At 59.6% G+C, this 4,404-nt stretch carries 4 protein-coding genes, 1 tRNA gene and 2 pseudogenes; 2 read left to right on the top strand and 5 right to left on the bottom strand.

The features are described from left to right. Positions 1–126 (top strand): annotated as a pseudogene (locus tag FV233_RS28245) (IS701 family transposase); the annotation flags it as partial. A 41-nt stretch (positions 127–167) separates the two neighbouring features. Here the strand turns inward: FV233_RS28245 and FV233_RS28240 are convergent. After that, positions 168–1,388 (bottom strand): IS256 family transposase, encoded by a 1,221-nt coding sequence (locus tag FV233_RS28240; protein WP_147899497.1) that lies wholly within the window; start codon positions 1,386–1,388, stop codon positions 168–170. A gap of 59 nt (positions 1,389–1,447) precedes the next feature. Between FV233_RS28240 and FV233_RS28235 the strand changes: the two are divergent. Beyond that, positions 1,448–1,651: pseudogene (locus FV233_RS28235) on the top strand (IS701 family transposase); the annotation flags it as partial. Positions 1,652–1,882: 231 nt separating this feature from the next. Here FV233_RS28235 and FV233_RS30715 read toward each other — a convergent pair. From FV233_RS30715 to FV233_RS30710, 4 genes are all read right to left on the bottom strand, one after another. After that, positions 1,883–2,104 (bottom strand): hypothetical protein, encoded by a 222-nt coding sequence (locus tag FV233_RS30715; RefSeq protein ID WP_187278256.1) that lies wholly within the window; start codon positions 2,102–2,104, stop codon positions 1,883–1,885. Between the two features lie 225 nt (positions 2,105–2,329). Further along, a tRNA-Met gene (locus tag FV233_RS28230) sits at positions 2,330–2,405 on the bottom strand. A 75-nt stretch (positions 2,406–2,480) separates the two neighbouring features. After that, positions 2,481–3,005 (bottom strand): hypothetical protein, encoded by a 525-nt coding sequence (locus FV233_RS28225; protein WP_147899496.1) that lies wholly within the window; start codon positions 3,003–3,005, stop codon positions 2,481–2,483. 727 nt (positions 3,006–3,732) lie between these two features. Further along, positions 3,733–4,404 (bottom strand): hypothetical protein (locus tag FV233_RS30710; RefSeq protein ID WP_210249514.1); only part of this gene is annotated, 672 nt, incomplete at its 5' end.

Raw genomic sequence — 4,404 nt, 5'->3', positions numbered from 1 at the left:
ACGCGCGGGCTCCTGATCCGCCGCAGCCTGAGCGATGGCGAGCGGGCATACTTCACGACCTGGTGCCCGGCCGGCACGCCGATCGCGACCCTGGTGGCGGTCGAGGGCCAGCGTTGGACGATCGAGGGGACTATCGGAAATTCCGTGTGTGAGCGGCGGGTTGAACATCAGGCCGCCATGGCCCGGGTGAAGCGCTCGCCGAAGATGACGGCGAACTGCGCCTTGGCCATGACCCACTCACGTGGGCCCATCTTCCACGCCTTCTCGGAGCGGTTCAAGACCAGGTAGAGCAGCTTCAGCGCGGCCTCGTCGGTCGGGAAGTGGCCCCGGGCGCGCACAGCCCGGCGCAGCGTGGCGTTCAGGGCCTCGATGGCGTTCGTGGTGTACAGGATTCGCCGGACCTCGCCCGGGAACGCGTAGAACGGGATGACTTCGCCCCAGGCCCGTCGCCAACTCTGGGCGATGGCCGGGTACTTCCGGCCCCACTCGCCCGCCTCGAAGGCAGCCAAGGCCGTCTCGCCGGCGGCGGCATCGAGCGCACGGTAGATCTCCTTCAGCGCCGCCGCCACGAGCTTGCGGTCCTTGTAGGAGACGAAGTCGAGGCTGTGGCGCAGGAGGTGGACGATGCAGGTCTGGACCAGCGCCTCGGGGAACACCGCCCGGATCGCATCGGGGAAGCCCTTCAGGCCATCGACCACGGCCAGGAGCACGTCCTCGACGCCGCGGTTCCTGAGCTCGTTCATGACCCGCAACCAGAACTTGGCGCCTTCGTTCTGCTCCAGCCATAGGCCGAGGATCTCCTTGGATCCGTCGGCGCGCACGCCGAGCGCGATATGGACCGCCTTGTTCCGGACCACACCCTCATCGCGCACCTTGATCCGCAGGGCGTCGAAGAACACGATCGGATAGACCGGCTCCAGCGGCCGGGCCTGCCAGGCGGCGACCTCCTCCAGCACCGCGTCGGTCACTGCGCTGATCAGGTCGGGCGAGACCTCGATCCCGTAGAGCTCGCGCAGGTGCCCGACGATCTCCCGGGTGCTCATGCCGCGGGCGTACATCGACACGATTTTGTCGTCGAAGCCGGGAAAGCGGCGCTGATAGCGAGCGATCAGCTGCGGATCGAATGTCGCCTGTCGGTCACGAGGGATCGCAAGCTCGATCCGACCGGTCTCGGTCGTGACCGTCTTGCGACCATAGCCGTTGCGCGTGTTGCCGGCCTCCTCGCCCGCCAGATGGTGGTCCATCTCGGCGTTGAGCGCACGCTCGGCCAGGGCCTTCTTCAGTGCGTCCAGTAAGCCGTCGGACTCGAACGCCGTCTTCGGATCGGCCCCGGCCAGGAGCTGATCCAGGATCGCGTCAGGGATGTGGGGTGCTTTGCGTCGTGCCATCGGGAACCTCCTTCGGATCCACTATGGCCGCCTCCACACGAAATTCCTGACAGTCCCCGATCGAGGACGCGTTCGAGACCGCCAAGACCGAGCTTGGGCTGGCTCACAACGAGACCCGCTCCTGGCACGGCTGGCACCGGCACGTCAGCCTGGTGATGATGGCCTTCGCGCTGCTGGCGGTGATCCGCCATCACGCCAACACGCCGCCCCCAAAAAGCCGAGCCAGGACGAGATCACGCCCCCCGAGGCTGCGCGCTCACTGATCCGCTGGTCGGTCCAAGAGATCCGCCGCCTCGCCGTACGGCTGGCGCAGCGGCGCATCCAGCCCGCCCACGTCATCGCATGGTCGCTCTGGCGACGCGCGCATCAGGCGGCCGCCCGAAACGCTCATCTCAAACGCCGAGCGTCAGCCGACACAGGACATAGACGCCGTAAGCCCAGCAAAACACGCCGACGACGAAAAAGCCAAAAACGCAACTGTAATGCTAGGCAGTTCAAACGCGAATGCCTTGCATCTCTGGCTGCACAAATCGTCCCATTGCCCGTTCAGGGAAGAGAATCGCCGTTCCCAACGCTGCAACTAATCCGCCAAGCACTAGCAACAGCAGCACGGCGTCCCGCACGTCGTGGCCATGCTCGCAGGCCTGACGGATCGCATAGACACTCAAGGCAAGCGCAAACGACACCAGGAGCACAATGATGAGGGCTGGCAGCATCAATGCCTCCGGATCGCCACACACGGGCGATCCGGACCGGAAGTTGCAGCCAGTACCGCTCCCTCGCGGTAGGCGAACTACGCGCAGGCGTGAAAGGCTGGGCGGACTAGATGAGCCATCCGGCCGATTAGAGCACTACCCTACTTTTTCGAACCTAAAAGCGGCTTGGTAGTCGTAGTGCCCTTGGTCGACGGTGCCTCTCCCATGAGGCGGCGGATGACACGATGGTGGGCCCGGCAGGACCCGAACCTGCAACCAGACCGATATGAGCGGTCGGCTCTAACCATTGAGCTACAGGCCCTGCGCCCACATAGCCCTCGCAGGCCTGCGGGTGCAATCTGTGTCCCAGCTGCAAGCGGCGTAGCGGTGGGCGCTCCTATTCGGCCGCCTCCGTCTTACCGGTACCCTCCTGATCGTCCTCAGCCTCGCCCTCGGCCTGATCGTCCGAGGCTTGGTTCTCCATGGTCGCAGCAGGAGCGCCGGCGCGGTAGATGTCGCCATGGCGTTCGAGTTCGCCGCTCGTCGACATCACGCTGAGGTATGTGGCCAGGGTGTTGGCCGCTACGTCTGTCAAGCGCTCCGTGATCTGGGCGTGCGTCAAACCCTCGGTGCCGGCATCCTCCAGGAGCGCCTTGAGTCGACCCTTGGCAGAGTTCGCCCGGGGGCCTCGGGGTCCGCGGCCAGCGCGAGGCTGATCATCGCTGTTGGACGCACGGCGGCGCTTCGGCTGATCGTCAGCCAGCTCATCCATCGCCGTGCCTTCAACGATCGACGCCAGCGACCGCTCGGCCATGCGGAGCTTTGCCAGCTCGCCGCTCACCCGCTCGTACTCGGCCTCAAGGGTCTCGCGCTGATGCCTCACGTTGGCCAGGGCCCTTGCGAGCGTGTCGTCATTTGCCATTGGTCGATCGACTTCTTCGGTTTTGGGGTGTGGGCTTACAGGCATAGTCGCTAAGCGTATCATTTGGCCATCTCATGATCGTTGCGATGACGGAAGCTCGCGCCTGCAGCCCGCAGAGCCTGCATGAAAGTGTTGAGCTGGGCAATCGTGACTATCGGGTCGGCGAGGCTGCTCTCGGCTCGCGCCACAACGCTCACTGGCACCTTGGCGTGCTGAGCCAGATCTCTGGGCGCCCAGCGACGGGAGAGCCTGTCTGTCGTAATGCGTTTTAAGCCGTTGAAAGTCGGATCAAGGGTGAGACTTTCTCAGGAATCATCGACATGCAAGTCGCGATCGAAGTGCATTGCTCGGCACCGTTGACTGCTTTGACGCTGTATGTATCAAACCTTCTCCGCAAGTCTCAATGCCGGTGTCCGAGCAGCGCAGACGTCCATCGATGTCAATGTTCTCCAGCCTGATTGCCGTCACAGCACCATCAATCCACTGCCCGCTCCTATGGTTATGCTGTTAGCCATAATAACTGGGCGACCTACGCGGGCTATTTAGATTGACAGGCTTAGCAATGCATTGATTTGGGAGATAACCGAATAATAACTTTGAGGCGGGGTTTGCCTGATGTAGAGGACAATGAGCGTCCAATAAAACGAGGAATAAGGTTTTTGATCAGAAATAACCAACAGTCGGCATCGGCGAGAAATTAGTGCGAATGATAACTGCTGAGACCACGCTATTGACCCAACAAGGCAATAGTTTTCTCGCGTGACTTGTGAACTGCAATGAATGTATGAATTCCTTTAACCGAGCTATTGTAATTGATCGGCTGTTCGAAGTTTATGCCTCGATTAGAGATGGCGCTCAGTGTGAAATTATGTTTCAATAAAACATCGACTAATTTACTCAGATTACCTGTATGATCCGACGTCGATAAGTAATATTTCAGCTGTACCATATGAATATTTCCGGCGGCGAGTTTGCCGTGGAAGCCCTCTAAAACAAGATTGCTTTCGTGGCCGGTATTCAGATTTAAAATATCGATTGATTTGATCGAGTTTTTCTCACAGTAAGCGTCTCCCGACATTTCTTTGACGATTGTTTTCTCCCATTTGCCACCGCGGGGCACCGTTCCATGAATTAGCAACGATGCTTGAGGATCAATAGGGTCGTATTCGAGCAAGCGAGATCCATCTTTATTCGATAGACCAACCTCGTTTAGTATAAATCGGTCGGACAATGATCTAGCGCTCAGATATTTATTTAATAAAGGGTTAACTTCAAAAGAATGTATTTTCGCTATTGTAAATTTATTCAGACATACGGCGGCATATTCGCCGTCATTTGCACCGACATCAAAAATTGTATGTATTTCAAGCTGAGCGATTTTATCGAGCAAATTCAGTTC

Origin of the sequence: Methylobacterium sp. WL7 (assembly GCF_008040085.1) — a bacterium.
Classification (GTDB): domain Bacteria; phylum Pseudomonadota; class Alphaproteobacteria; order Rhizobiales; family Beijerinckiaceae; genus Methylobacterium; species Methylobacterium mesophilicum.
This window is presented reverse-complemented; position numbering and strand designations above follow the sequence as displayed.